The 26,344-nt window shown below is 52.6% G+C and carries 25 protein-coding genes; 4 read left to right on the top strand and 21 right to left on the bottom strand.

The window, feature by feature from the left end:
* Positions 1 to 19 precede the first annotated feature (19 nt).
* Entirely contained in the window at positions 20 to 640 is a 621-nt protein-coding gene (fklB, locus tag J1785_RS18955; protein WP_129954281.1) for a BamJ family beta-barrel-assembly machinery protein, read from the bottom strand.
* 255 nt (positions 641 to 895) lie between these two features.
* Between fklB and J1785_RS18950 the strand changes: the two genes are divergently transcribed.
* Positions 896 to 1,606, top strand: coding sequence for a LysM-like peptidoglycan-binding domain-containing protein (locus tag J1785_RS18950; RefSeq protein WP_217220210.1), 711 nt, complete (start codon positions 896 to 898; stop codon positions 1,604 to 1,606).
* Between the two features lie 98 nt (positions 1,607 to 1,704).
* Here the strand turns inward: J1785_RS18950 and rplI are convergent, their stop codons facing one another.
* The 5 genes from rplI to yjfP all read right to left on the bottom strand — a co-directional run bounded on the left by rplI (position 1,705) and on the right by yjfP (position 4,044).
* The gene (gene rplI, locus J1785_RS18945) at positions 1,705 to 2,157 is read right to left on the bottom strand and encodes a 50S ribosomal protein L9 (protein WP_129954277.1); all 453 of its coding nucleotides are present in this window, start codon (positions 2,155 to 2,157) and stop codon (positions 1,705 to 1,707) included.
* 39 nt (positions 2,158 to 2,196) lie between these two features.
* Positions 2,197 to 2,424, bottom strand: coding sequence for a 30S ribosomal protein S18 (gene rpsR / locus J1785_RS18940; protein WP_002210155.1), 228 nt, complete (start codon positions 2,422 to 2,424; stop codon positions 2,197 to 2,199).
* 4 nt (positions 2,425 to 2,428) lie between these two features.
* Positions 2,429 to 2,746: a primosomal replication protein N gene (priB, locus tag J1785_RS18935; protein WP_013573777.1), complete on the bottom strand. Its 318-nt coding sequence runs from the start codon at positions 2,744 to 2,746 to the stop codon at positions 2,429 to 2,431.
* Between the two features lie 5 nt (positions 2,747 to 2,751).
* Positions 2,752 to 3,144, bottom strand: coding sequence for a 30S ribosomal protein S6 (gene rpsF, locus J1785_RS18930; RefSeq protein WP_013573776.1), 393 nt, complete (start codon positions 3,142 to 3,144; stop codon positions 2,752 to 2,754).
* A 150-nt stretch (positions 3,145 to 3,294) separates the two neighbouring features.
* Positions 3,295 to 4,044 (bottom strand): esterase, encoded by a 750-nt coding sequence (gene yjfP / locus J1785_RS18925; RefSeq protein WP_129954273.1) that lies wholly within the window; start codon positions 4,042 to 4,044, stop codon positions 3,295 to 3,297.
* Positions 4,045 to 4,322: 278 nt separating this feature from the next.
* Here yjfP and J1785_RS18920 point away from each other — a divergent pair, with 278 nt between their 5' ends.
* A complete protein-coding gene (locus J1785_RS18920; protein ID WP_217220208.1) occupies positions 4,323 to 6,272 on the top strand; it encodes a methyl-accepting chemotaxis protein in 1,950 nt (649 codons plus the stop codon).
* Between the two features lie 96 nt (positions 6,273 to 6,368).
* A complete protein-coding gene (gene bsmA, locus J1785_RS18915; protein ID WP_129954269.1) occupies positions 6,369 to 6,680 on the top strand; it encodes a biofilm peroxide resistance protein BsmA in 312 nt (103 codons plus the stop codon).
* Positions 6,681 to 6,687: 7 nt separating this feature from the next.
* On the opposite strand, the gene J1785_RS18910 is transcribed toward bsmA, so the two are convergent.
* The 15 genes from J1785_RS18910 to nnr form a co-directional block, all read right to left on the bottom strand.
* Entirely contained in the window at positions 6,688 to 8,319 is a 1,632-nt protein-coding gene (locus J1785_RS18910; protein WP_217220206.1) for an isovaleryl-CoA dehydrogenase, read from the bottom strand.
* Positions 8,320 to 8,453: 134 nt separating this feature from the next.
* Positions 8,454 to 9,197, bottom strand: coding sequence for a 23S rRNA (guanosine(2251)-2'-O)-methyltransferase RlmB (gene rlmB / locus J1785_RS18905; RefSeq protein WP_014411562.1), 744 nt, complete (start codon positions 9,195 to 9,197; stop codon positions 8,454 to 8,456).
* A 96-nt stretch (positions 9,198 to 9,293) separates the two neighbouring features.
* A complete protein-coding gene (rnr, locus tag J1785_RS18900; RefSeq protein ID WP_217220204.1) occupies positions 9,294 to 11,792 on the bottom strand; it encodes a ribonuclease R in 2,499 nt (832 codons plus the stop codon).
* Positions 11,793 to 11,833: 41 nt separating this feature from the next.
* Positions 11,834 to 12,259, bottom strand: coding sequence for a nitric oxide-sensing transcriptional repressor NsrR (gene nsrR / locus J1785_RS18895; RefSeq protein WP_129954261.1), 426 nt, complete (start codon positions 12,257 to 12,259; stop codon positions 11,834 to 11,836).
* 227 nt (positions 12,260 to 12,486) lie between these two features.
* Positions 12,487 to 13,785 (bottom strand): adenylosuccinate synthase, encoded by a 1,299-nt coding sequence (locus J1785_RS18890; protein ID WP_013573768.1) that lies wholly within the window; start codon positions 13,783 to 13,785, stop codon positions 12,487 to 12,489.
* Positions 13,786 to 13,929: 144 nt separating this feature from the next.
* Positions 13,930 to 14,130 (bottom strand): DUF2065 domain-containing protein, encoded by a 201-nt coding sequence (locus J1785_RS18885; RefSeq protein WP_129954259.1) that lies wholly within the window; start codon positions 14,128 to 14,130, stop codon positions 13,930 to 13,932.
* Positions 14,131 to 14,224: 94 nt separating this feature from the next.
* Positions 14,225 to 15,223: a protease modulator HflC gene (hflC, locus tag J1785_RS18880; RefSeq protein ID WP_013573766.1), complete on the bottom strand. Its 999-nt coding sequence runs from the start codon at positions 15,221 to 15,223 to the stop codon at positions 14,225 to 14,227.
* A 2-nt stretch (positions 15,224 to 15,225) separates the two neighbouring features.
* Positions 15,226 to 16,518: an FtsH protease activity modulator HflK gene (gene hflK, locus J1785_RS18875; protein WP_217138286.1), complete on the bottom strand. Its 1,293-nt coding sequence runs from the start codon at positions 16,516 to 16,518 to the stop codon at positions 15,226 to 15,228.
* A gap of 33 nt (positions 16,519 to 16,551) precedes the next feature.
* Positions 16,552 to 17,856 (bottom strand): ribosome rescue GTPase HflX, encoded by a 1,305-nt coding sequence (hflX, locus tag J1785_RS18870; RefSeq protein WP_129954255.1) that lies wholly within the window; start codon positions 17,854 to 17,856, stop codon positions 16,552 to 16,554.
* Positions 17,857 to 17,954: 98 nt separating this feature from the next.
* Positions 17,955 to 18,263, bottom strand: a complete 309-nt coding sequence (gene hfq, locus J1785_RS18865) for an RNA chaperone Hfq (protein ID WP_095923701.1) — start codon at positions 18,261 to 18,263, stop codon at positions 17,955 to 17,957.
* Positions 18,264 to 18,376: 113 nt separating this feature from the next.
* Positions 18,377 to 19,318, bottom strand: a complete 942-nt coding sequence (miaA, locus tag J1785_RS18860) for a tRNA (adenosine(37)-N6)-dimethylallyltransferase MiaA (protein WP_129954254.1) — start codon at positions 19,316 to 19,318, stop codon at positions 18,377 to 18,379.
* Positions 19,311 to 21,248 carry a DNA mismatch repair endonuclease MutL gene (gene mutL, locus J1785_RS18855; protein ID WP_217138287.1) on the bottom strand — a complete coding sequence of 646 codons (1,938 nt, stop codon included), beginning with the start codon at positions 21,246 to 21,248 and terminating at the stop codon, positions 19,311 to 19,313. The genes miaA and mutL overlap by 8 nt, the downstream gene beginning before the upstream one ends.
* A 31-nt stretch (positions 21,249 to 21,279) precedes the next feature.
* Positions 21,280 to 23,052, bottom strand: coding sequence for an N-acetylmuramoyl-L-alanine amidase AmiB (gene amiB / locus J1785_RS18850; RefSeq protein ID WP_238483279.1), 1,773 nt, complete (start codon positions 23,050 to 23,052; stop codon positions 21,280 to 21,282).
* Positions 23,053 to 23,059: 7 nt separating this feature from the next.
* On the bottom strand, positions 23,060 to 23,527 hold the full coding sequence (gene tsaE / locus J1785_RS18845) for a tRNA (adenosine(37)-N6)-threonylcarbamoyltransferase complex ATPase subunit type 1 TsaE (RefSeq protein ID WP_129991643.1): 468 nt from the start codon (positions 23,525 to 23,527) through the stop codon (positions 23,060 to 23,062).
* Between the two features lie 10 nt (positions 23,528 to 23,537).
* Positions 23,538 to 25,052: a bifunctional ADP-dependent NAD(P)H-hydrate dehydratase/NAD(P)H-hydrate epimerase gene (nnr, locus tag J1785_RS18840; protein WP_217158650.1), complete on the bottom strand. Its 1,515-nt coding sequence runs from the start codon at positions 25,050 to 25,052 to the stop codon at positions 23,538 to 23,540.
* Between nnr and queG the strand changes: the two genes are divergently transcribed.
* Positions 25,051 to 26,205, top strand: a complete 1,155-nt coding sequence (gene queG / locus J1785_RS18835; RefSeq protein ID WP_217220202.1) for a tRNA epoxyqueuosine(34) reductase QueG — start codon at positions 25,051 to 25,053, stop codon at positions 26,203 to 26,205. The two genes, nnr and queG, sit on opposite strands and share 2 nt — an antisense overlap.
* Positions 26,206 to 26,344 lie beyond the last annotated feature (139 nt).

Raw genomic sequence — 26,344 nt, 5'->3', positions numbered from 1 at the left:
TGCTGTTATCCCTGAGGAATTACAGAATTTCCAGCAGCTCAACTTCAAAGATCAGTGCGCTGTATGGAGGGATGGAAGCACCCGCACCACGTTCACCGTAAGCCAGGTTATGTGGGATATACAATTCCCATTTAGAACCTACCGGCATCAGGGTCAGTGCTTCGATCCAGCCTGCGATAACACCATTGACCGGGAATTCAGCCGGTTCACCACGCTGTACGGAACTGTCGAACACAGTGCCGTCAATCAGTTTACCGGTGTAGTGAACACGTACACGATCCTGGCGGCCCGGGATTGAACCTTCGCCCTGAGTGATGACAGAGAATTGCAGACCGGATTCGGTGCTGCTCACGCCTTCGCGCTGTGCATTGGCCGCCAGAAATTCCTGCCCCTGAACAGCCAGAGCTTCCTGACGTTCACGACGAACAGTATCAGCACGTTCGTGGACTTCGCGCAGCGCGCGGTGAACCACGTCAACAGGAACGGCTGGCGTATTCCCTTCCAGCGCATCGCGTAAGCCTGCCAGCAGTGCGTCAGGCTCTAAGCCCTGCAAACCTGATTCCTGCAATTGTTGACCGACCTGCAGGCCGATACCGTAACTTGCCTGCGCTTCTACGCTGTCAAATGAAGGGGTAGTCATGAAATTTCCTTAGCTCTTAAAAATATCGAAGGCGCAGCATAGCAGCGCAAGGCTTTTGGGTAAAATCCTCTGTAAGGCAACATGACAGCAGACGCAGTTCCTTCCCCTTTTCGGGAAATTTTTCGCATTTGATAGCCTTCAGGGCATCGTTTGGGTGATATTTGTGCTTTGTCCCTTTCCGCATCAAGCAGTTAAACAGCTATACTAGGCAGCAACAGGCAGTCGACATTACGACAGTTAACAAGAGAGGTCGTCATGGGCAGAATCCCGCCCAGGAGAAGGAAAGCCATCCGTATTTATCAACCCATGTTGAGATCCTGGATTGCCATTATGAAAAGGCCGATGCGCGACACCACAGCGCCGCAGAGTGAAAGTGAGAGTGAAATCACGTCTGCAGAAACGGAGACCGGAACTTCCGCCTCAACCCGGGGCAAAACGCTGCTGAGCAAAATCTGGCATATGAGTGACGATTTTCACTGGTTGTCGCCCCTGCCATATGCACACCGCCGCGGCATTATTCTCGCTGTCCTGGTGATTCTGCTGGCGTTGTTGTGGCCGTATACGCCAGAAAATACCTATACACCGTCGCAATCGCAACAACCGACCAGCATCCCCATGCAGGCCGATTTGCGTAACGATCAGGGTCGTACTACGCAAATGGCGCAGCCTGAGCCTGTTCAGCCGCAGAGTAATGACAACAGCGGTACATGGCGCAGTTATCAGGTGCAATCGGGTCAGACGCTGGCACAGTTGTTCCGCGATAATAATATGGCGGTCAATGATGTATTTTCGATGGCACGGGTAGAAGGAGCGGACAAACCGCTGAGCACTCTGAAGACCGGGCAGGAAGTGAAGATACAGCGTGATGCACAGGGAGTGGTCATGGCCCTGCAAGTGACAACTGATCAAAATGTTACGGTGACATTTACCCGTCAGCCGGACGGCAGTTTCCAGCGCGGCAACTGATCCGTTTTTTATCCTTTCCCTGTCTGTACATTTTCCTGAACGCAGAAAAGCAAAACGCCGGCACAAGGCCGGCGTTTCACGGGTTAACTGACGCGTTATTACGCTTCAGCAACCACAACTACGTTCAGTTTAGCGAATACGTCGCTGTGTACCTGGAACTCAACTTCGTGTTCACCAGTGGTACGCAGAACGCCATTCGGCAAACGAACTTCGCTTTTAGCAACTTCAACGCCAGCAGCAGTTACTGCATCAGCGATATCGCGGGTACCGATAGAGCCGAACAGTTTGCCTTCGTCGCCTGATTTAGACGCGATGGTTACTGAACCCAGTTCGTTGATTTTAGTTGCGCGAGCTTCAGCAGCGGACAGAACGTCAGCCAGTTTAGCTTCCAGCTCTGCACGGCGTGCTTCGAAAAATTCAACGTTTTTCTTGGTAGCAGGAACAGCTTTGCCCTGTGGTACCAGGAAGTTACGAGCGTAGCCCGCTTTAACGTTAACTTGATCACCCAGGCTGCCCAGGTTTGCTACTTTATCAAGCAGAATAACTTGCATTACTTTATCCTCTCAAAGTCGTTAATAGACAGTGGCCGATTACTGATGACGATCAGTGTATGGCAACAATGAAAGGTAGCGAGCGCGCTTGATGCAACGAGCGAGCTGACGCTGGTATTTTGCACGAGTACCGGTAATACGGCTCGGGACAATTTTACCGCTTTCGGTAATGTAGTTTTTCAGTGTAGCGATGTCTTTGTAATCAATCTCTACAACGCCTTCCGCGGTGAAACGGCAGAACTTGCGACGACGGAAATAACGTGCCATTAGGCTAGTCTCCAGAATCTATCAAATCAATCTGCTCGGCATGTAACACCACTTTATTCAGACCATTGCGCCCTTGATGGCAGCTAATGAATCCGGTAACAGTGAGTTGCGTGCCGACCGTTATACTGTGAGTTAATGCTTGTGACGCTTGTCCACTGACAACCACGGGCATTCTGCACCATGCTTGTCGGTTGAATCCGGCTTCCTGCTGCGATGATTTATGCTCTAGCACAAACTGGCAATGCGGAATGCCCGAAGGACTGACTTTACGAATGGGGGTCTTGCACACAGTGCCTGACAACACCAGACGATTCGCCGTCACGGCAATTACTCTTCAGAATCCCCAGCTTCAGCATCATCATTAGCTTCAGCAAAATCTTCACGACGATCACGACGTTCGTCTTTTGCTTTAACCATTGGAGATGCTTCAGTTACCGCGTGTTTAGTACGCATAACCATGCTACGGATAACGGCGTCGTTGAAGCGGAAGTTAGTTTCCAGCTCATCGATCGCTTCCTGCGGCGCTTCAACGTTCAGCAGAACGTAGTGCGCTTTGTGCAGTTTGTTGATCGGGTAAGCCAGTTGACGGCGGCCCCAGTCTTCCAGACGGTGAATCTGACCCGCAGCGTTAGTGATTACTGCACTGTAACGCTCGATCATGCCCGGAACCTGTTCGCTTTGGTCAGGGTGAACCATAAAAACGATTTCGTAATGACGCATCGAATTGCTCCTTACGGATTATTCAGCCTCCTGTCAGGGTCAACCGCGGCCCATGGAAGCAAGGAACGTGTTTGTGTGCGGTCGAAAAAATGACGCGCAATTATATGTACAGCCTGTGGGAAACTCAAGGAGAAAGGCAGATTAATTTCTTTACAGCTTTTCGGCAAAGAAAGCTGTGGCTTCAGCCAGCGCATGAACCGAGACTTTATGCTTTGCACCGGCCTCAGAAATAAAAGTCAGATGGGTATCCGCGCCACTTTCAGCCAGCTCCTGCCGCAAACGCTGGCTTTCGCCAAACGGCACCACATCATCTTCTTCACCATGCCAGACAAACAAAGGAATATCTGCGATTAATGCTGCTTTACCGCTGAAATCCAGACGCAGTAAAGGCGCAATCTCGCGTTCAAATATGTCACGCTGCACAATGCCACCGGCATTGTAAGCAGGGAAAAGATGGTGGGATAAACGCGCAAAATAACCAGAACCCATCAGGTTTGCCGCCGCTTTAATCCACGGGAATTTGATCAGCGCTGCCATGGTGGTCATGCCGCCCATAGAAACGCCGCCGACGCCTAAACGCTGCGGATCCGCCAGACCCCGTCCGACAAACGCTTCTTTTAGCAAGGCCAGCTCATCAATATTGTTCTGTAAAATATGCCAGAAATTCGCCAGACAGCGCTCTTCACTGTGTTCCGCACGTGCGCCGTGCATTAACGCATCAGGCAGGATCACTCGAAAACCCGTTTTCGCCAGTGTGTAGCCGAAATACGAGTAAATCTCTTTAGAAGACAGAAAACCGTGATAGAAAAAAATCGTCGGGAGTTGCTGCTGATACTGGCCGGCGGGCACGGCATGAATCACCTGGATCCCGTCAATATTTTCTTCGTACATCTCAACCATCGTATCTTCCCCTGCGTATTTAGAAAAAATTTCGGTCTCTGTCGGTGTTGATATTCTACGGGTCTGAAAAATCGCGACCACAACCTTTTTCGTATGGTTTATAACCCGTTATTCGAAACCCGCTTTTTCAGTGGGCCAGCCTTAATCCAAATTCACACATTCGCATTTATTTCATTGATTCAGATCAATTTAAAATGAAATAAATAGTTACATTTGAACATTAATCCTTTCCCGTTCTCCGCCGTTAGTGCGCTATCAGAAGCTAACGGGAAAAAACCATGAAAAAAACATCAAAACGTGCATTTCGACGGTGGAGCATTGGCGCAAAACTGGCCAGCATCGCCTCTCTGCTCGTCGGAACCTTATTTATTATTTTCACTTTGTCACTGACGCATTCTGCCGGAAAGCAGGTCAGTGAACTGACCGTTAACGCCATTTCTGAACAGGTCACCGGCGTGGTAGATATGATTGAAATGTACAACGCCAGCCTGAATGCGGAAGTGGACAGCTATACGCGTCTGTTCAGTCATTTTCTGCCGTCGGATTTCGAACTGGACACTACCAGCCCGATCATGGTGGGTAATCAGTCCACACCGGTCATTAAAGCAGGTGGTACGCCACTGAATCTGGACAGTAAAATCCCTGATGATTTTCTGGCACGCACCGGCGCAATTTCTACGATATTTGCCCGACGCGGCGATGACTTTATCCGCGTAACCACGTCCCTGAAAAAACAGGACGGCAACCGCGCTATTGGCACGTTGCTCGACAATACCAGCCCGGCTTATGCACAGATCATGGCCGGACAATCCTTTAACGGGCTGGCGACGTTATTTGGTAAACAATACATTACCAAATACCAGCCGGTGCGCGATGCGCAGGGCAATGTGATCGGGATTTTGTTCGTGGGTGTCGATATCACGGCAGAATATGCCGATATGCGCCAGAAAATCCTGTCCAAACGTATTGGTGAGAAAGGGTATTTCTTTGTGCTCAACAGCGCACCGGGGAAAGATCGGGGTAAATATCTGGTTCATCCGACCGGGGAAGGTAAAACCCCTGCGTGGCCTGACGGCGAGTTACAACAGGTCATGTCGCAGCCAAAAGGCCAGCGCGAATACATGGATGCGGCCAGCCAACATCAGCAATTTATGGTATATGCGAATGTTCCGGCCTGGCATTGGGTGGTCGTGGGCAGCACAGATAAAAACAGCCTGATGGAACAGGTCAACAGTACGCGCAATCAGTTTCTGCTGATAAGCCTGCTGGCGCTGGCGTGTTTTGCGGCTCTGTTTATCGGACTGACCCGCAAACTGGTCAGCCGCCCGCTGAGCGAGGTCGTGCGTATCGCACAACAATATGCCAGCGGGGACCTGCGCGCGCGCGCTGAGACGCAGCGCATCGATGAAATTGGTGCACTGATGCATGCCATGGACGGTATTGGTCACGGGCTGGAAAAAATTGTCGGCGAGGTACGGCAGGTTTCGTCTGAAATCATGATGAATACCCAAGGATTAGCGCACGACAGCGATCAGATCACTCAGCAAATCGGCACACAAGCCAGCAGTCTTGAAGAAACATCGGCCAGTATGGAGCAGATTACCGCTACCGTTCAGAACACTGCGGACAACGCCACACAGGCCACACAGCTGGTGCAACAGACCGATAAAGCGGCCACCGTTGGCGCGGAGGCGGTGAATCAGTCGGTCATGAGCATGGAGGCGATTAAACACGCTTCAACGCGCATCGCGGATATCACAACCGTTATCGAAGGCATTGCCTTCCAGACTAATATCCTGGCCCTTAATGCCGCCGTAGAGGCCGCCAGAGCCGGTGAGCACGGACGCGGATTTGCGGTTGTCGCCTCGGAAGTCAGGGCACTGGCGCAGCGCAGTTCAAATGCCGTGAAAGAGATTGAAAATCTGGTCGCAGATTCCCTGAATAAAGTCGAAGACGGCCATCAGAGCGCGGCCAAAACGCAGGCAAACATGCGCAATATCTTACAGGGTATTAATCAGGTAAAAGTGCTGATGAGCGATATCGATGTGGCAGCACACGAACAGTCTTCCGGTATTTCGCAGGTAAATATTGCCATTATGCAGATTGGCAAAGCGACGCAGGAAAACGCCACACTGGTGGAAAATTCCCAGCAAACTGCGGCGGCACTCAGTGAACAAGGTCGCCATCTCTCACAACTGGTCAGCGTCTTTAAAATTTCCGAACGATAGAATGCGAGTCTGCGCGGCAATAAATGCCACGCAGACTCGCCAGCATACCGGTGAAAGGGCTACACTTTGATCATTACCCTTTTACCGGAAATCACGATGACATTTCTCCGACGCCCTGCCCTGCTGCTTTTACTGGTGGCACTGAATGGTTGCAGTCATCTGACGCAAACCGTACCGGTTGCACCGCCTGCACCGACGGACAAAGCGCAGGAAATTACCCGGGCGCAAACCTCCACGCTGACCAAAATTGGTAATGTTACTGCTGACGTAATTGGCAGCCCGATGGATGCCGAAGCCGAAATCCAGCGCAAAGCCGACGCTGCGGGTGCCCGTTACTACGTGATTATGTTTAACAGCGAAACCATCATGCCAGGCCGCTGGTATTCTCAGGCCATACTTTACCGCTAAACGTTCGTTATTCAGCGCCGATGGCGCGGTTGAGCAGTAACTGACATAGCCGTTCCGGCAGTCGTGTTTCTCCGCGCGGATCCAGCACCATGCGACACCACGCATCTGCCACCGGTGGCGACGCAAACGCCAGCATTTGCGTCGCTGTCATCAGGTTACATAGCTGGCCGGTCAGCCAGCGCCCTTGCGCTTCTTCCGGCGCATGCAGCCGGTGTAAAAACTGGCGTGACACCCGGTCAAAGATGCGGTTTTGTCCGCGCACCTGCTGCAAAATCTGCTGAACCATGTCCGCACTGGCAGGCAGCTTTTTCAGCGTGCGCAACACATCAAGACACATGATATTTCCCGACCCTTCCCAGATACTGTTGACCGGCATTTCGCGATACAAACGCGGTAACTCGCTATCTTCGCAATAGCCAATCCCCCCCAGCACTTCCATCGCCCCGGCTACAAACGACATCCCCTGACGGCAGACTTCGAACTTCGCAGCGGGCGTGAGCAGGCGGCATAACAATTGTTCCGCCGGATTATTGCGCTCTCCGCAAGCGGTAGCCAGACGCATCAGTAGCAGGGTTTGCCCTTCCAGATATAACGCCATCCGGCTGAGTGTCTGACGCATCATAGGCTGTTCGGTTAAGGGCTTACCAAACACCTGTCGCTGGAACGCATGATACAACGCTACGGACAATGCCCGGCGCATCATGGCGTGGCTGCCCAGCGCACAGTCAAACCGTGTATGACCGCCCATTTTGAGGATATGACGAATTCCTTCACCTTCCTCTCCCAGCAACCAGCCAGTGGCGTTCTGAAACTCCACTTCACTGCTGGCATTCGAACGGTTACCGAGTTTGTCCTTCAGCCGCTCAATGCGGATAGCATTGCGTGATCCGTCAGGCAAAATCCGTGGCAAAAAGAAACAGGAAAGTCCGCCACCTGCCTGCGCCAGCACCAGATGTGCATCACTTTGCGGCACGGAGAAAAACCATTTGTGCCCCACCAGGTGATAAGGTTTTCCGCTACCGCGGCCTTCCAGCGCTGTCGCCCGCGTGGTGTTACTGAGCACGTCCGAGCCCCCCTGTTTTTCCGTCATGCCCATGCCGATCAGCACGCCTTTCTTCTGATCGCCGGCTTGCAGATGCGGATCATAACGGTCAGATAACAGGGGTTTCATCCAGCCACTGAATTCCGGCGGAAGATATTTTTGCAGCAGCGGGATCGCACCAAATGTCATTGTCACCGGACATAGCGTCCCCGCTTCAACCTGGCCGTGAAGAATAAAACGCGCTGCACGCGCCACTACTGCTCCCACACGCGCCTCTTCCTGCCACGGTAAATTGTGTACGCGGTTGGCGATCAGCCCCTGCATCAGCAGATGCCACGCCGGATGGAAACGCACGTCATCAAGACGCTCGCCGGTAGCGTCATAGCGCAAAAGATCAGGCGGATTAGCATTCGCCAGCCTTCCCAGCTCAAGCGATTCCGCAGAACCTAATTGTTGCCCGAGGGACGCCAGCACATCTGCATCCCAGCCCGCCTGCTGGCGGGAAACCGCTTCACGCAGCGGCGTATCGGAAAGAAATAAATTACTGTTACTCAGCGGCTTGGGTTGATTGAAAACCCGGTGTGTTTCCCAGTCCATCGCCTGCTCCCTGTCAAAAGGATATGGCGTAAGTATGGTAAAAATCGGGGAATTAACAGGCGGACAGATCACAAACGCAGAAATGCAAACGGGAGCCCTGAGGCTCCCGTTTTAATCAGCGCAAAAAATAACAATCAACTCTTCTTCAGACCGCGCTGGCGAACCGCTTCGAACAGACAAACACCGGTGGCTACAGAAACGTTCAGGGAAGAGACACTCCCCGCCATGGGGATGCTGATCAGCTCGTCACAGTGTTCGCGGGTCAGCCGGCGCATGCCTTCACCTTCCGCCCCCATCACCAGTGCCATCGGGCCTGTCATTTTACTCTGGAACAGATCATGATCGGCCTCACCGGCCGTGCCGACGATCCAGACATTATGTTCCTGCAGTACGCGCAATGTACGCGCCAGATTGGTCACGTTGATCAGCGGCACGTTTTCAGCGGCACCGCTGGCGACTTTCTTCGCAGTGGCATTCAGTTTCGCAGAACGGTCACGCGGAACAATTACCGCGTGAACCCCGGCGGCATCCGCAGTACGCAGACAGGCGCCCAGGTTATGCGGGTCCGTTACGCCATCAAGCACCAGCAGGAACGGACAATCAAGGCTTTCGAGCAACGCAGGCAGGTCATTTTCCTGATACTGACGACCTTCACGCACACGCGCGATGATCCCCTGATGCACAGCACCTTCGGATTTCTCATCCAGCCACTGGCGGCTCGCCACCTGGATGACAATACCGCTGGCTTCCAGCTCGTCGATCAGCGGTTTCAGGCGTTTATCGTCACGGCCTTTCAGGATAAAAACTTCCAGAAAGCGTTGCGGATCGTTGTCGAGTAAGGCTTTAACGGAATGAATACCGTAAATAATTTCGCTCATGATGCTCTTTAAAATAGACTTGCGGACAGCATGCTGTCCGCAATTTAGTAAGGATAGTTACAGACGATTCTATCATAGAAGAATCGTCAGAAAGGATTAGCTGTCAGACTGCTTTTTCTTCGCGCGTTTGGCTCTGGTCGCCGCCGCAATTTTTGCGGTTTTGTCAGAAGGCTTTTTGGCTTTCTTCGGCTTACCGTCTTTACCCACAGCACTGACTGCTTTTTCTTTCTTAGGTTTTGCCGGTTTCGCATCATCTTTGCGGAATGCGCTGTCCGGTTCAAAGTTCACGTTTTTCTTAGCGCTGCGGCGACGGCCAGCGTTGGCTGGCGCAGCAGAACGCAGGGTACGTTCGCCCCCTTTTTTCGCGCGGTCACGCGCGGTTTTGCCTTCGCCCCGCGCTTTGCGGGTGCTGGACACCAGCGCGAAATCGATTTTACGTTCGTCCATGTGCACCGCTTCGACGCGAATTTCTACCGTATCGCCCAGGCGGTAAACCGCACCGGAGGATTCGCCCACCAGACGCTGGCCGATGTTATCGTAACGGTAATAATCGTTGTCAAGCGATGAGACGTGCACCAGACCGTCAATGAACAGATCGTTGAGGCGTACGAAGAAACCGAAGCCAGTGACACTGGCGATAATGCCGGTGAAGACTTCACCCACATGATCCTGCATGAAATCGCATTTCAGCCAGTCAGCCACGTTGCGGGTGGCTTCGTCCGCGCGGCGTTCCGCCATCGAACAATGCTCACCGAGTTGCAACATATCTTCGTAATCACTGTGCCAGCCACCGGTCGGCGTCCAGCGATCTTTCAGCGTGCCATGCTCTTTCGCCAGCAGATACTTGATCGCACGGTGCAATGCCAGATCCGGATAACGACGGATTGGCGAAGTGAAATGCCCGTAAGACGGTAACGCCAGACCAAAGTGGCCACGGTTTTCCGGATCGTAAATCGCCTGTTTCATCGAACGCAACAGCATGGTTTGCAGCATTTCGCGGTCAGGACGGCCGGCCAGTTCATCCATGATCTGAGCATAATCCTTCGGCTCAGGCTTCATGCCGCCGCCCATCACCAGACCCAGTTCACCCAACACGCTTTTCAGCGCGGAGATATGGTCATCGCTTGGACGGTCATGCACACGGAACAGTGCCGGTTCGTTATGTTTTTCAACAAAACGTGCGGCAGCGATGTTCGCCAGAATCATGCACTCTTCAATCAGTTTATGAGCATCGTTACGTACAGTCGGCTCGACACGTTCGATACGACGCTCAGCATTAAAGATAAATTTCGCTTCTTCGGTTTCGAACGCAATACCGCCGCGCTCTGCACGCGCCTGATCCAACATTTTGTACATGGTGTGCAGTTCAAGCAAATGCTTAACCAGCGGCGAATATTGCTCGCGCAGTTCCGGATCGCCTTCGATGATGCGCCAGACTTTGTTGTATGTCAGACGTGCATGAGAGCTCATTACCGCTTCGTAGAACTTAGAGCTGGTCAGCTTACCCTGGGCGGAGATCGTCATCTCACAAACCATGCACAGGCGGTCTACCTGTGGGTTCAGGGAACACAGGCCGTTGGACAGCACTTCCGGCAGCATCGGGACAACCTGCGACGGGAAGTACACCGACGTAGCACGGCTGCGGGCTTCATCATCCAGCGCCGTGCCGTGACGGACGTAATAGCTCACGTCGGCAATGGCCACCCACAGGCGCCAGCCACCGCCGCGTTTTTTCTCGCAATATACGGCATCATCGAAGTCGCGCGCATCTTCACCATCAATGGTGACCAGCGGCAGACTGCGTAAATCGACACGGCCTTTTTTCGCTTCTTCCGGCACCTGTTCGCTCAGGTCTTCGACCTGTTTCAGCACCTGTGGCGGCCAGACGTGGGGGATTTCATGAGTACGCAGAGCGATATCTACCGCCATGTTGGTACCCATTTTATCCCCGAGGACCTCAACGATTTTACCGACCGCTTTAGTGCGTCGGGTCGGACGCTGTGTCAGCTCAACGACCACCATATAGCCCATGCGTGCGCCATTAATGGCGTCAGCCGGGATCAGGATATCAAAGCTCAGGCGGCTGTCGTCAGGCACCACAAAACCGGCGCCAGCGTCAGTAAAGTAGCGACCCACAATCTGGCTGGTTTTCGGCACCAGAACACGCACGATGCGAGCTTCACGGCGGCCTTTACGGTCGGTTCCGACTGGCTGTGCCAGTACCACGTCGCCGTGGATGCACATTTTCATTTGTTCCGCAGAAAGATACACATCGTCTTTCTTTACGCCTTCAAGGCGCAGGAAACCGTAACCATCGCGATGACCGATGACCGTCCCTTTCAGCAAGTCGAGACGCTCAGGCAGCGCGTAACACTGGCGACGGGTAAAGACTAACTGCCCGTCACGTTCCATCGCGCGCAGACGGCGACGCAGGGCTTCCAGTGCTTCTTCTCCGGAGAGATTAAGTTCGTTACCAATTTCTTCCCGGCTGGCTGGGGTTTCACGTTTGGCGAGGTGTTCCAGAATAAATTCACGGCTGGGAATAGGTGATTCGTATTTTTCTGCTTCTCGTTCCAGGAATGGATCTTGTGACATAGCGGTTCCTCCGTTGTCATCAGCAGTTTGTTGAAAGTCTTTCATTCAACAAGCAATAATTGGTAGAGCGTTGAGTTATCTTTGACCATATCGGCCAAAGTGTACTGATTCAGCTCATCAAGAAAATGTTCTACAGCAGTGTGCAGGACTTGTTTTAGCCGGCATGCAGGCGTGATATGACAAAAATCACTGGCACAGTTGACCAGCGAAAGAGGTTCCAGCTCGCGCACCACGTCGCCAATGCGAATGGTCTCTGCGGGCTTGCCCAGCTTGATACCCCCGTTCTTTCCGCGAACGGCTGTGACCAGACCAGCACGGCTCAACTGATTAATGATTTTCACCATGTGGTTACGCGATACACCGTAAACCTCGGTGACCTGCGAAATGTTGGTCATCTGATCGTCCGGCAATGACGCCATATAAATCAAGGCTCTCAAACCATAATCAGTAAAACTCGTTAACTGCACACATACCTCTGGGTAGCTATTACCCGGTCTTTCCACGTCAGCAATGACAACAGGGTGAAGATGATTGTTTATTATGACACTTTGATGATAAACCAGCCGCGAACTTTGCAGCTAATCATTTAGATAGTGGATGGTTTATAGAAAGTAAACAAGCGAAGGGAGTCAGAAAAAAACAAACCGGGCAATTTTGCCCGGTTATGACGTCTTTACACAATCAGCTCTGGCTGTTATGCATCAAACGGGTCACGCAGAATCATCGTTTCGCTACGATCCGGGCCAGTAGAGATAATATCAACCGGCACTTCAGTCAGTTCTTCGATACGCTTGATGTAATTCAGCGCTGCCTGTGGCAGGTTTTCCACTTCTTTCACGCCAAAGGTGGTTTCGGTCCAGCCTGGCATAATTTCGTAGATTGGCTCGATACCTTCCCAGCCTTCAGCAGCCAGCGGCGTGGTGGTCATTTCGCGGCCATCAGGCATGCGGTAACCGACACACAGCTTCACTTCTTTCAGACCGTCCAGCACATCCAGTTTGGTCAGACAGAAACCAGACAGGGAGTTGATCTGCACAGAACGACGCACCGCTACGATGTCCAGCCAGCCACAACGACGGCTACGGCCAGTGGTCGCACCAAACTCGTTACCTTGCTTACGCAGGAACTCGCCGGTTTCATCAAACAGTTCAGTCGGGAACGGACCTGCACCCACGCGGGTAGAGTAGGCTTTCACAATGCCCAGCACATAATCAACATAACGTGGACCAATGCCCGAACCGGTGGCAACGCCGCCAGCAGTGGTATTGGAAGAGGTGACGTACGGATAAGTCCCGTGGTCGATATCCAGAAGCGTGCCTTGCGCGCCTTCGAACATGATCAGGTCACCACGCTTACGCGCGCCGTCCAGCAGCTCAGACACGTCAACAACCATAGCCGTCAGGATGTCGGCAATCGCCATCACATCATCCAACGTTTTCTGGAAATCAACGGCTTCTACTTTGTAGTAGTTAACCAACTGGAAGTTATGGTATTCGATGATTTCTTTCAGCTTGATAGCGAAAGTTTCTTTGTTGAAGAGATCGCCTACGCGCAAACCGCGACGAGCCACTTTATCTTCATAAGCCGGGCCAATACCACGACCGGTCGTACCGATCGCTTTATCGCCACGCGCTTTCTCACGCGCCATGTCCAGTGCGACATGGTAAGGCAGGATCAGCGGGCAAGCTTCAGACAGTAACAGACGTTCGCGTACAGGGATGCCACGAGCTTCAAGTTCGCCCATTTCTTTCATTAAGGCGTCAGGAGCCAGAACAACACCGTTGCCGATGATGCTGGTCACGTTTTCACGCAAAATGCCAGACGGAATTAAATGAAGAACGGTTTTTTCACCGTTGATAACCAGAGTGTGACCGGCGTTGTGACCGCCCTGATAGCGCACAACATATTTAGCCCGTTCAGTAAGCAGGTCTACGACCTTGCCTTTCCCTTCATCACCCCATTGAGTGCCGAGTACGACGACGTTCTTACCCATCTCAAGAATCACCAGGTTGCTTAAAAAAGGATTCTAACATCTCATTCTGTGCTTTCCAGCACTTTTAGCACACGTTTGCGGGAAAAATTTTAATTGCGTGCTACCGGTCTCAGCGAGACGTGACACACCGCATGTAACAAAACCTCACCCTCCCACACGACTACGCAACATGTAGTAAATTACGAAGCCTGCAACCACAAGACCACCGCCAAAACGGCGTAAAACCGTGTCCGGAAGATTCGCCAGCGAAAGGATCATTTTTCTCCACGTTTTTGGATAAATCATTGGTCCCAGGCCTTCAAGAACCAAAACTAATGCCAGCGCCAGCCAGATTGTCGAATTCATGATGAGTCAGTCTCGCAACATCCCTTCTTAAAAGAGAGGGTTTCAGAAAAGACAAAAGGCCCCCTAAGGGACCTTTTGGAAATTGCAGAAGCAATTATTTATTTTTTTCAGGTGACTTCATGAAGCGGAAGAAATCGCTGTCAGGGCTTAACACCATGACGTCGTTGCCGCTCTTGAAGCTGGCCTCGTAAGCACGCAGGCTACGGATGAATGCGTAGAAGTCAGGATCCTGGCTGAACGCGTCAGCAAACAGTTTCGCCGCTTCGGCATCCCCCTCACCACGGGTGATACGGGCAGTACGTTCTGCTTCAGCAACGGTACGTGTTCTCTCGTAATCCGCAGCCGCCTGGATTTTAGTCGCCTCTTCTTTACCCTGGGAGATGTGACGCAATGCCACCGCATTACGTTCAGCACGCATACGATCGTAAATCGCGCTGGACACTTCTTCCGGCAAGTTGATTTGTTTCAGACGTACATCCACCACTTCAATACCCAATGCCGCCATGCTGTTCGGGTTCACCGCAGGTTGTTTACCTTTGGTTTCCTGCTCAACACGTTTTGCTGCAGAGGCAATCGCATCATCGGCTTCAGTGGTTGCTTCAGGCTCATCGCCTACGCTACCGGTGTTCAATGCATCACGCACATCCAGGGTCAGACGACCACGGGAATCGGTCACGATGTCTTTTACGTCAAGACGACCAATTTCAGAACGCAGACGGTCACTGAATTTACGCTTCAGCAGGATTTCTGCCTGAGACACATCACCGCCGCCCGTTGCCAGGTAGTAACGGCTAAAATCACTGATACGCCATTTCAGGTAAGAATCGACGATTAAGTCTTTCTTCTCGCTGGTCACGAAGCGATCAGCCTGGTTATCCATGGTCTGGATACGCGCGTCGAGCATTTTAATGGATTCCACGAATGGAACTTTGAAATGCAGGCCCGGTGCATAAACCAGCGGTTTGTTATCACTGTCGCGCAGAACTTTGCCAAAACGCAGCACGATGCCACGCTGACCTTCCTGGACCACAAACAGTGAGGCATAAAGCGCCACCAGCACCACAACGACGATAAGTAAAAATGACTTACGCATTGTTATTCTCTCCCTACGCGAAGTGTATCGTCACGCTGTGCATTTGCACGGCGCTGGTCCATGACACTGCCAGACGAACGGGAACTGCTGTTATCGGCACTGCTTTTACTATTACTGCTGGTCAACCCAGGAACGGAAGGCAACAGACCTGTTTCATCATTCTTGCTGGTATCATTTGCAGCAGCGTTATTTCCGCGCAACATTTGATCCAACGGCAAGACCATCAGGTTATTCCCTTTATCACTCACCAGCACTTTACGGGTGTGGCTGAGCACTTTTTCCATGGTTTCGATATACAGACGTTCGCGGGTAATTTCAGGCGCAGCTTTATATTCAGGTAACAGTTTGGAGAAACGGGCCACTTCACCCTGTGCTTCCAGAACCGTACGATCTTTATAAGCTTTAGCATCTTCCAGCAAGCGCTGTGCTTCACCGTTTGCCAGAGGCTGGATCTGGTTCGCATAAGCTTCTGCTTCACGAATAGACTGTTGCTCTCTTTCACGGGCAGCGATCGCATTATCGAAGGAAGCTTTCACTTCTTCCGGCGGACGCGCAGTCTGGAAGTTGACGTCCTGGATGGTGATACCCATTTTGTACGGACGAATGGTTTCTTCCAGTACGCGTTGGGTATCACTACGCACGGTGGTACGGCCTTCAGTCAGGATTTTATCCATCGTATATTTGCCGATAACACCACGCAGTGCGCTGTCCGTTGCCTGGCTCAGGCTATCGTCAGGGTTGGCGACGCTGAACAGATAGGCTTCAGGATCCGTCACGCGGTACTGCACGTTCATTTCAACGCGCACAACGTTCTCATCGGATGTCAGCATTACACCAGACGCAGCCAGTTCACGTACCGATTCTACGTTCACCGCACGCACCTGATCGATGAAGGTTGGTTTCCAGTTCAGGCCCGGTTCAACCAGATGGCTAAACTTACCAAAACGGGTTACCACGCCACGCTCAGCTTCTTTGATGGTATAGAAACCCGTTGCAGCCCAGATAACCACCACCGCAGCGACCGCGATGCCAGCAATCCGGGTGCCACTCATTCCATGACCGGAACCGGTTGGCGTACCGTTGTTGTTATTGTTGTTACCTGAACCTTTTCCGCCGAAACCACCCAGTTTTTTGCTGAGCTTACGGAAGATATCATCCAGGTCAGGTGGCCCCTGATTACGGCCGCCTTTGTTGTCGTTATTTCCACCAGAATTTCCACCAGAGTTGCCGCTATTATTGCTGCTGCCCCAGGGGTCGCGGTCCTGTCCGTTATTACCGGGCTGATTCCACGCCATGTTATAGCTCCATTATTCTATGATTGGTGTTCTTCAGGCTAAATCAGACAGGCTCTGGTTGCGGACATAGCTTTCCAGTTCCTGCTCTTGTTTGCAGAGGCGACGCCAGTCAACGATGGGCATTCGCACCACCAGACCAATACTGCCATCCTCTTCAATCCATTCTTTTTCAATGGCCTGAAGCTGGTAAAAACGGCTACGAAGGCGGCCTGCTTCCGGCGGCAAGCACAATTCATGCTGCGCGATTTCGCCAGAGAGTCGCTCCGTTAATGCCTGAAAAAGCAACGGAATACCTTCACCTGTCACGGCTGAGAGCCAGACCCTGACCGGCAAATTCTCCTCGTTGCGGTCGATACGCGGGACAAAGTCATCCAGCATATCTATTTTGTTCATCACTAACAGCGCAGGAATTTCATCTGCTTCGATCTCTGCCAGCACCGTATTCACCGCGTCAATATTTTCTTGAACCCGGATGTCCGCTGCATCAATTACATGGAGTAACAGAGATGCCTGTCGGGTTTCCTGCAATGTTGCCTTAAAAGCCGCAACCAAATCATGGGGCAGGTGACGAATAAACCCTACGGTGTCCGCCAACACGGTTTCCCCGACATCTGCCACCATAATACGGCGCAGTGTAGGATCGAGCGTAGCAAACAACTGATTGGCCACATAAACATCGGCCTGCGTAATACGATTAAAAAGTGTAGATTTCCCGGCGTTGGTATACCCCACCAACGACACCGTCGGAATATCTGCACGAACACGTGAACGGCGACCCTGTTCACGCTGCTTAGCCACTTTTTCAAGCCGGCTGAGGATCAAAGTGATTCTGTCGCGCAGTAAACGGCGGTCAGTTTCGAGCTGGGTTTCACCCGGGCCACGCGCACCAATGCCGCCGCCCTGTCGTTCAAGGTGGGTCCAGCCGCGAACCAGTCGGGTAGCGATGTGGCGTAATTGCGCCAGTTCTACTTGTAACTTACCTTCGTGTGTCCGGGCCCGCTGGGCAAAAATATCTAATATCAATCCGGTGCGGTCGACAACGCGACATTCGCATAAGGCTTCCAGGTTTCTTTCCTGGCCGGGAGACAAGGCGTGATCAAACAGGATGACAGAGGCGCCCGTTGCTTTGACGGCATCTGCGATTTCTTGGGCCTTTCCTTCACCGACAAAGTATTTTGGGTGCGGTGCCTTGCGGCTCCCGGTGACGACTTGCAACGCCTCTACACCTGCAGAAGATACCAGCGATTCAAATTCGCTCAGGTCTTCCGTGTCTTTGTCTTGCGAGAAATAGATATGAACCAGTACGGCCTGCTCACCGGCTTCATAACGGTCAAACAAGCTTGCGACCTCTCATTGGGAAAAAATTCGCCAGCCGGGGGTGCATAAGCATAATCGGAATACTTATGAACCCCTTCGTGGTTGACCAACGTTGCGCTTTATTCAGCGTCATCGTTTTCCTGCTGCGGCTGTTGCGCAGACGGAGTGCTACCATGGTGATAATTGTTGGTGCTGCCCGTACCTGGATTATTGCTATGATGTGACACCGGGCGGGAAGGCACTACGGTGGAGATAGCGTGTTTATACACCATCTGGCTAACCGTATTTTTTAACAGAATGACAAACTGGTCAAAAGACTCAATCTGGCCTTGCAGCTTAATACCATTCACCAAGTAAATAGAAACCGGAACACGTTCACGACGCAATGCGTTCAGGAACGGATCTTGCAAAGATTGCCCCTTAGCCATTCTATCTTTTCCTTATTAGTTTGTTGTTTGTAACTTTGAGCCTATCAGCTCGAAAATAAATCACATAAAAAATTGCGCGCTGAGTACTGATCAATTGTACACAATCACCCAACCTATGCACTAACAACCTGAATTACACGGTTTAAGGCTTCTTCTGGCTTCTCAGAATCGAGCCATTCGACACCCTCCCAACTTCGTAACCAGGTCATCTGACGTTTGGCCAGCTGTCGTGTCGCGCAAACACCACGATAAACCATTTCATCGTAATCGAATTCACCAGACAAATATGACCACATCTGGCGATAACCCACACAACGAATGGAAGGCAAATCTGTATGCAAATCGCCCCGGGCTATCAGCGTTTTGACTTCGTCTTCAAAACCATTGGACAACATCTGGCTAAAACGTTCCTCGATCCGCGCATGTAAAAGTTCACGGCGGGTCGGCGCAATCGCAAACTGATGGACACGATAGGGTAATGTTTCACCCGAAATTTTAGTCAGTTCCGTTAAAGTTTTACCCGAAATAAAAAAAACTTCCAGTGCTCTGGACAGTCTCTGTGGATCATTCGGATGAATTCGCATAGCCGCAACGGGATCGATTTCACGCAACTGGTCATGTAACGCCTCCCAGCCCTGTTCCGCCGCCTGCTTTTCAATACGTTCGCGCACGGCAGGATCAGCCGGTGGCAACGGGGAAAGACCTTCAAGCAACGCCTTGAAATAAAGCATAGTCCCACCTACCAATAACGGGATCTTATTGCGCGAGGTTATTTCTGCCATTTCCCGCAATGCGTCTTGACGAAAGTCAGCCGCCGAATAAGCCAGTGCCGGGTCGAGGATATCGATCAGCCGATGCGGCGCCTCCGCCAGTTCTTCTGCCGTGGGCTTCGCCGTACCAATATCCATCCCCCGATAAATCAGGGCAGAATCGACGCTGATAAGCTCGACAGGCAGGTGTTTCATCAGCGATATCGCCAGTGCTGTTTTACCGGATGCGGTCGGCCCCATAATAAAGATGGCCGGGGGAACTGCGTGTTTTTCAGAATCAGTCATGCTTAAAAGCCGCCAGTGCGGGCTGTAAATCAAGAGGTTGCAGAAGGCCGGACGGAGGCGATTTCACCAATTGCGGGCAAAGACGCTCAACATCCGTGAGTAATTGTATGGCTTGTGAAATTGTCCAGACCTCATGCTCGCAGCCGCAGTGGCGGGCAAACCACATAGCTACCGCATCAGAAGTCACCTCCTGCTGAACAGCAAGATAACCTAACAGATCAGGTATCAACTTTTGTAAATTTTGTTGGCGTAATGGTAAAGGTACCGCGCGAACCGTCACACGCTGTGACTCACTGAGCATTTCTAAACCAAAATGCTGTAATAGCGCCTGATGCCGTGCCAGCACGGTCGTCTCTTCTTTTTTCAGCGTCAGCTTCAGCGGAATTAATAACGGTTGTGGTCGCAACCCCTCTTCGGGTGGTGTCAGCTGCGCCCATTTCAGCCAGCGATCAGCAACCGGTAATGCCAGCAATACCAGATTTTTGCCGCGCTCAAGTAACGCATATTCCGAGGAACATACCGTCAGCACACGCCCGAAACTCTGGCTGTGTGATTCCAGTGCCGGTTCCGTCAGTGTACGGGCCGCCGGAATGGCTGGCTTAGCGGGCGGTGCCGCAGCAGGTGCCGGTTCCTGTAAAGAAAACGACGCCGGCGCAGGTTGCAACAAACGTCCGTAAGCCTGGCTTTCTGAGGGATTGTAAGCGGGCTCCGTGTTGCGGTAAGCAGGTTCACGGGGCTGGCTGACGCGGGCTGTTTCAGGAAATACATTTTCACGTGGCGGATTGTTTTCACGTGGCGGATTATTTTCCCGCGGTGCCGGCGTTTTATGTTCTGCCGGTTGCGAGAAATGATTGCCGCCCGCAGCCTGACGGTTTTCCTGCTGCCAGCGCGGTGTATCTGCCTGAAGTTGTGGTTCATCAAGCACGGGAGCCCCCGTCTGCTGCAATACGGACATCACCGCCTGATAAATAAAATCATGCACCAGCCGCGACTGATGGAAACGCACTTCGTGTTTGGCAGGGTGCACATTCACATCCACCTGATGCGGATCGACATCCAGATAAAGCACATACGCGGGCTGCTGATCGTCTTTGAGCTGATCCTGATACGCCTGGCGGATCGCGTGATTAATGAGGCGATCTTTCATCATGCGGTTGTTCACATAGCAATACTGCATATCACTCAGGCTGCGTGAACCGGCCGGATCCGCCACCCAGCCACGGATCGCCAGATCACCATGACTCCATTCCACGGCCAGTGCGTGCTCGACAAATGTCGGGCTGCAAATACTGGCCAGACGACGGGAGAACTGTGCCGGGTCTTTCACCGCACGATACTGACGAATAAGTTTACCGTTGTGGCTGAGGTTTACAGAAACGTCAAAGCGCGCCAGTGCAATCCGCCGGACAACTTCATCGATATGGGTAAATTCGGTTTTCTCAGTACGCATGAATTTGCGGCGGGCGGGCGTGTTGTAAAACAGATCCAGCACTTCAACCGTCGAGCCTTGCGGATGTGCCGCCGGTTTGACGGTTACCGCCATATCACGCCCTTCGGCATACGCCTGCCAGGCTTCATGCTGTTCAGCGGTGCGTGATGTCAGGATCAGGCGCGATACAGAGCTGATACTTGCCAGCGCTTCGCCGCGGAATCCGAGGCTCAGAATGGCTTCCAGATCATCAAGACAGGTAATTTTACTGGTGGCATGACGTGCCAGCGCTAAAGCCAGATCGTCTTTGCCAATCCCACAGCCGTTATCGCGAATGCGGATAAGTTTGGCACCACCACGATCGATATCAATATCAATACGCGTCGCGCCCGCATCAAGGCTGTTCTCCACCAGTTCCTTCACCACGGAAGCCGGTCTTTCGACAACTTCACCCGCTGCTATCTGGTTAGCAAGTTGTGGCGGCAGTACCTTGATTGGCATAGCGGCTCCTGTGGCAGCGGTCATTTACCGCCTATGACTGAGGAATAGTTAAGGTTTGGCCGAGCTGTACCTCGCCAGACTTCATATGATTTGCGGTTTTGATGTCATTCATGCTGACACCATATTGGCTGGCGATCGCCGACAGCGTATCGCCGCGTTTCACTTTATGTTTCGCGGGCTTCTTCGACGTTTTTGTTGTCGAAGCAGGTGCGGCGGCTGTTGAAGATGTGCGGGTTCCCGCAGGGACTTTCAATCGCTGACCGACCCAGACACCGTCTTTTTTCAGTTTATTAAGATCGCGCAGCGCCGCGTTTGTCGTGCCGTAGCTGTTCGCGATCCCGGTCAGGGTTTCACCCCGGGTCACTTTGTGGATCTGCGTGGCACCGGCTGCACCGGCAGTCACTTCAATCGGGCCAGGCTGGTTAGCGGCAGTACTGGCTGTCGCGCTACTGTCTGCCGCCGCTGCTGATGAGGCCAGCAGCGGACGGTTTTCGACCTTTGGGCCATTTTGTATCGGATGCGACTGGAAATAATTACGCAGGCCGATGTGGATAGCCCTCGCAATTTTATCCTGGTACGCGCTGCTGCCCAGCAGCCGCTCCTCAGTTGAATTACTGATAAAGCCGGTTTCCACCAGCAGGGAAGGAATATCAGGCGAACGTAAAACACCTAAACTGGCATGTTCCGGCTTCGCTTTATGCAAAGAGCCAACAGAGCGCAGTTCGCGCAATACACGGGTCGCAACGTCATAGCCCACGCGCTGTGAATGACCAAACTGTAAATCCAGCACCGCCTGACTGAGATACGGGTCTGAAGCGGTATTTGCCAGCACATCCCCAGCGCCGCCGAGCAGTTCTGACTGTTTCTCGTGTTGCTCCAGCCAGTTCCCCATTTCACTGTTAGCACGACGATTCGATAACACCCAGACTGATGCACCGCGCGCACTGCGGCTCGGCGCGGCATCAGCGTGAATAGAAACCAGCACATTAGCATTTTTCTTACGCGCTACATCGGAACGGCCCATGACCGAAATAAAGTAATCCCCGTCACGGGTTAATACCGGCTGGAACATCGGGTCTGCATTAAGAATCGCCTGTAATTTACGGGCAATTGAGATAGTGACATTTTTTTCTTTTAGCCCGCCAGCGCCGATTGCGCCCGGATCCTGCCCGCCATGACCGGCGTCAATAGCGACAATAATTCTGCTGTCACTGGTCGACACGGTAGAAGAACGTGAATTATCCGGCGCCACCGTCGTCGCGACGACTTTGGTCTGATCATGAGTAAACGGATTTGATTTCGCGGAAGGCGTAACCATTCTGCCCACATTTGGCGAGGACGTGTTGGTCCCCACGGCAACCGGTGCACTCCGACGTGCCGGAGCAGCGGCGTTCATGGTCAGCACCACGGTGTACTGGTTGCCATCTTTCTGTTTTGTGGCGTTGGTTCGGACTTTCTGATTCAGTTCAAATACCAGACGCTGACTCTGCGCATTGGGCGGCGTACTGGCACGTACACGCGTCACCAGATTCTGTCCGTTAAAATTCAGCGGCAGGCCTTTCATCACGCCGTCCTGCCGGATATCCATGACCACACGTTCAGGGTTGTGCAGCGGAAAAAAAGAGTAATCCGGTGAACCATCAAATGAAATCGTGACGGTAGATTGCGTGGCACCGTTGGAAACATTGATGTTTTTCATGCCAGCCGCAAAAACCGGCGAGGCCAGCACGGCAAACAACATCAGCGCCGATAACAACGTCATCATCGTCGCTGAAATATAAAGAGAGGTAAAACGTGAGTTCATCGCGTGATCATCCTTGCTGTTGAACACGATGCAGCAATTTTATGCCGGATTCAGAAACCGCCGCCAACTTTGCGGTGCGCCCGGTTGGGGAATAATCCAGCGTCAGTTCAATATCCGGTTCAGGCAATACCCCTGCACCCTGCTGTGGCCATTCCACCAGGCAAATGGCGTCCTGTGCGAAATAATCGCGGATCCCCATGAACTCCAGTTCTTCCGGATCAGCAAGGCGATATAAATCAAAATGATAAACGGCAATCTTATCCAGCTGATAAGGCTCTACCAGAGTGTAAGTCGGGCTTTTCACATTACCCTGATGGCCTAATGCCTGAAGAAACCCCCGGCTGAAGGTCGTTTTACCGGCTCCCAGATCGCCATAAAGATGGATAACCGCTGAGCCTTCGCAGGCTTTCGCCAGTGAAGCACCTAGTTGCAGCGTTGCCGCTTCGTCGGGTAAAGAGATATTAAGTTGATTCATTCAGTGATATCTATTTCTTCAGGTCTGGATTAACTAACGGGGCAATCACCGCTAAAAGATCAGTTGCCAGCATACCGCGCGTTCCCTGCCGGTGGGCAATTTCGTCTGCGGCAGCGCCATGAAGCACTGAGCCCGCGCAGGCCGCATCATATACATTAAGTTTCTGAGCCAGCAATCCGCCAATAATACCAGAAAGTACGTCGCCCATGCCGCCGGATGCCATTCCGGCATTGCCGACATCCGCTATCGCCATCTCGCCACGTTCGCTGGCAATCAGCGTGCCTGCACCTTTAAGCACTACCACGCCACCATATCGCTCAGTGAGCTTCCTGGCGGAAAGTAAGCGGTCACTCTCAATATCTTTCACGCTGCAACCCAGCAATCTTGCCGCTTCGCCCGGATGAGGCGTCAGTACACGATTTTGCCGTTTCCGCGGGTTGATTGCCAGCAGGTTAAGCGCATCGGCGTCCCATAAGGCGGGTTTATCCCAGTCTGCCACACGTTCCACGGCCTGTTTGCCCCATTCTCTCTGACCCAGACCGGGACCGATAACGACTACCTCTGCCCACTCAAGCCCTGCATCCAGCGACGCAGCCGTGAGTTCCTGCACCATCAGCTCCGGTCTGGCAGTCAGTAGCGGTCCCGCATGTTCTTTGTGAGTAAGTACTCGCACCAACCCGGCCCCGGTACGCAGCGCAGCCTCTGAAGCCATACGGATCGCGCCCGCAAAGCCGGTATCGCCACCCACCACCAACAAACGGCCATATTCCCCTTTATGGGAACAGGGACGTCGCGGGTGCAACCATTGGCCCAACTGAGTTGCATCCAGCCTCTGTAAGGGTGCCAGATGCCCGCCCAGCCAGCTTTCAAGTCCCAGCGCATCGCCGTGTAATTTCCCCGTATAGTCACGTGCCTGCCCGGTCAGCAAACCGGGTTTCAGAGCGATGAAACTGATCGTGTGCGTAGCATGCACCGCCTTGCCCGCGGCCTGACCGGTTTGCGCATCCAGTCCCGAAGGGATATCTAAAGAGATCACAGGTAAAGACGCTGAGTTGATGGCGTCAATCAGTGCGGCGTAAGGCGCGCGTGGCGCGGAAGATAAACCGGTACCGAGCAGACCATCAATAATCAGATCCGCATCCTGCGGCCATGGTGAATCCACCGGGTTAACCGTGCCGCCGCTTTTCAGCCAGCCCTCACGCGCTGTCTCTGCTTCTTCAGGCAGCGGCTTACTCCCCTGAACAGCCAGCAGTGTTACGCGTAGCCCTGCGTTTTTCGCCAGTCGTGCAACTTCAAAACCATCGCCACCGTTATTACCGTGACCACATAAAATCAGCCAGTGACGGGTTTGCGGAAACTTACGCTGCGCCAGTAAAAAAGCGGCTTTTGCCGCGCGTTGCATCAGTGTAAACAGAGAAATCCCCGTTTCCTGCGCCGCCTGTCGCTCAGCCTGTCGTAGCCAGTCAGCAGAAAATACGGAATGTGGTAAACTCGCCTCGTTTCGTTTTTCACGTTGGTTCGTCATGACACTCCCTCTCGATCTCGTTCAACTGGCTCAACATATCAAGCAATGGGGCCAATCGCTAGGCTTCCAGCAGGTGGGTATCTGCGATACAGACTTATCTGTGGAAGAGCCTAAACTGCAAGACTGGCTTGATAAACAATATCATGGCGAGATGGACTGGATGGCGCGCCACGGTATGTTACGCGCCCGTCCGCATGAATTACTGCCCGGTACGCTGCGGGTGATCAGCGTGCGGATGAACTATTTGCCTGCCAAGGCCGCTTTTGCCAAGACCCTGAATAATCCGCAGCTGGGTTATGTCAGCCGTTATGCCCTCGGACGCGACTATCACAAAGTGTTGCGCCAGCGCCTGAAAAAACTCGGCGATATGATTCAGGCATATTGTACTGAGCATGCTGATCAGACCGTGACTTTCCGCCCTTTTGTAGATTCTGCACCAGTGATGGAACGCCCGCTGGCGGCGAAAGCCGGTCTGGGCTGGGTTGGTAAACACTCACTTATTCTTAACCGTGAATCCGGCTCGTGGTTCTTTCTCGGCGAACTGCTGATTGATTTGCCTCTGCCCGTGGATCAGCCTCAGGAAGAGAAATGCGGAAAGTGCGTGGCCTGCATGACAACCTGCCCGACCGGTGCGATCGTTGCCCCTTATACTGTCGACGCCCGCCGCTGTATTTCCTATCTGACCATTGAACTGGAAGGCGCAATTCCGGAAGAATTCCGTCCGCTGATGGGTAACCGTATCTACGGCTGCGATGACTGTCAGCTGATCTGCCCTTGGAATCGTTATTCACAACTGACCGGAGAAGACGATTTCAGCCCGCGCGCCGCACTTCATGCCCCTGAACTGATTGAATTATTTGGCTGGACGGAAGAAAAGTTTTTGCGCATCACGGAAGGCTCGCCAATCCGGCGTATCGGACATTTGCGCTGGTTGCGCAATATTGCGGTGGCGTTGGGCAATGCCCCGTACTCCCGGGAGGTGCTCAATACACTGCAATCGCGGGAAGGTGAGAATGCGTTGCTGGATGAACATATCAGTTGGGCGGTTGCACAGCAGGTTGAAAGAAGAAGTGAACATCAGGTGGAAGTGCAATCTTCACAGCAAAAGCGCCTGATCCGTGCGGTTGAAAAGGGTCTGCCAAGGGATGCATAACCCTTCCCCAAAGCGTTAATTGGAAAAGCGATATTTTCTGTGCATAAAAATAAAAATGCTTTGCCAATCAAGTGCAAAAAAAAGAGCAAGTGATCGTCATAACGTTTCGTTATAAATTAATTTTATTTAAAATCAAGGC

The sequence above is a fragment of the Rahnella perminowiae genome (assembly GCF_019049755.1).
In the GTDB taxonomy this organism is placed as follows: domain Bacteria; phylum Pseudomonadota; class Gammaproteobacteria; order Enterobacterales; family Enterobacteriaceae; genus Rahnella; species Rahnella perminowiae.
Note: the sequence above shows the minus strand (reverse complement) of the source record. Positions and strands in the feature narration are given on the sequence as shown.

Bases quoted from the DNA above. Each gene is read 5' to 3' on its own strand.
- fklB (WP_129954281.1), bottom strand. From the start codon at position 640: ATGACTACCCCTTCATTTGACAGCGTAGAAGCGCAGGCAAGTTACGGT.
- J1785_RS18950 (WP_217220210.1), top strand. From the start codon at position 896: ATGGGCAGAATCCCGCCCAGGAGAAGGAAAGCCATCCGTATTTATCAA.
- rplI (WP_129954277.1), bottom strand. From the start codon at position 2,157: ATGCAAGTTATTCTGCTTGATAAAGTAGCAAACCTGGGCAGCCTGGGT.
- rpsR (WP_002210155.1), bottom strand. From the start codon at position 2,424: ATGGCACGTTATTTCCGTCGTCGCAAGTTCTGCCGTTTCACCGCGGAA.
- rpsF (WP_013573776.1), bottom strand. From the start codon at position 3,144: ATGCGTCATTACGAAATCGTTTTTATGGTTCACCCTGACCAAAGCGAA.
- yjfP (WP_129954273.1), bottom strand. From the start codon at position 4,044: ATGGTTGAGATGTACGAAGAAAATATTGACGGGATCCAGGTGATTCAT.
- J1785_RS18920 (WP_217220208.1), top strand. From the start codon at position 4,323: ATGAAAAAAACATCAAAACGTGCATTTCGACGGTGGAGCATTGGCGCA.
- bsmA (WP_129954269.1), top strand. From the start codon at position 6,369: ATGACATTTCTCCGACGCCCTGCCCTGCTGCTTTTACTGGTGGCACTG.
- J1785_RS18910 (WP_217220206.1), bottom strand. From the start codon at position 8,319: ATGGACTGGGAAACACACCGGGTTTTCAATCAACCCAAGCCGCTGAGT.
- rlmB (WP_014411562.1), bottom strand. From the start codon at position 9,197: ATGAGCGAAATTATTTACGGTATTCATTCCGTTAAAGCCTTACTCGAC.
- rnr (WP_217220204.1), bottom strand. From the start codon at position 11,792: ATGTCACAAGATCCATTCCTGGAACGAGAAGCAGAAAAATACGAATCA.
- J1785_RS18890 (WP_013573768.1), bottom strand. From the start codon at position 13,785: ATGGGTAAGAACGTCGTCGTACTCGGCACTCAATGGGGTGATGAAGGG.
- J1785_RS18885 (WP_129954259.1), bottom strand. From the start codon at position 14,130: ATGAATTCGACAATCTGGCTGGCGCTGGCATTAGTTTTGGTTCTTGAA.
- hflC (WP_013573766.1), bottom strand. From the start codon at position 15,223: ATGCGTAAGTCATTTTTACTTATCGTCGTTGTGGTGCTGGTGGCGCTT.
- hflK (WP_217138286.1), bottom strand. From the start codon at position 16,518: ATGGCGTGGAATCAGCCCGGTAATAACGGACAGGACCGCGACCCCTGG.
- hfq (WP_095923701.1), bottom strand. From the start codon at position 18,263: ATGGCTAAGGGGCAATCTTTGCAAGATCCGTTCCTGAACGCATTGCGT.
- miaA (WP_129954254.1), bottom strand. From the start codon at position 19,318: ATGACTGATTCTGAAAAACACGCAGTTCCCCCGGCCATCTTTATTATG.
- mutL (WP_217138287.1), bottom strand. From the start codon at position 21,248: ATGCCAATCAAGGTACTGCCGCCACAACTTGCTAACCAGATAGCAGCG.
- amiB (WP_238483279.1), bottom strand. From the start codon at position 23,052: ATGAACTCACGTTTTACCTCTCTTTATATTTCAGCGACGATGATGACG.
- tsaE (WP_129991643.1), bottom strand. From the start codon at position 23,527: ATGAATCAACTTAATATCTCTTTACCCGACGAAGCGGCAACGCTGCAA.
- queG (WP_217220202.1), top strand. From the start codon at position 25,051: ATGACACTCCCTCTCGATCTCGTTCAACTGGCTCAACATATCAAGCAA.
- nnr (WP_217158650.1), bottom strand. From the start codon at position 25,052: ATGACGAACCAACGTGAAAAACGAAACGAGGCGAGTTTACCACATTCC.